The following is a 229-nucleotide window of genomic DNA, read 5'->3' as shown; positions in this document are numbered from 1 at the left end:
GACTTCACCTGGCACCTGCGTCAGGAGGAGTGGTATGCGCGTGATGCCCGGTTTGACGATGCGCTGGCGCAAAAGCATGGCGTCGTCTGGACCGAAGATCTGTTCGGGCAGGGCAGTGAGGACAATCGCTACGTCACGGATGCAACCGCGTTTCGGGCGGCGCAGGAAGACTGGATTGCCGAGCATCGTCCCGAAGGAACGCTCGCGATCGAGACGGACGAGTATGGGT

1 pseudogene is annotated in these 229 nt (G+C 61.6%); it reads left to right on the top strand.

Features of this window, described 5'->3' with window-relative positions:
- Positions 1-229: pseudogene (locus tag R5H23_RS17030) on the top strand (plasmid partitioning protein); the annotation flags it as partial.

It is taken from the genome of Gluconobacter sp. GP1 (assembly GCF_032913585.1).
GTDB classification, from domain to species: Bacteria; Pseudomonadota; Alphaproteobacteria; order Acetobacterales; family Acetobacteraceae; genus Gluconobacter; species Gluconobacter cerinus.
The sequence above is the reverse complement of the archived record's forward strand: the minus strand, read 5'-3'. Positions and strand labels throughout refer to the sequence as shown.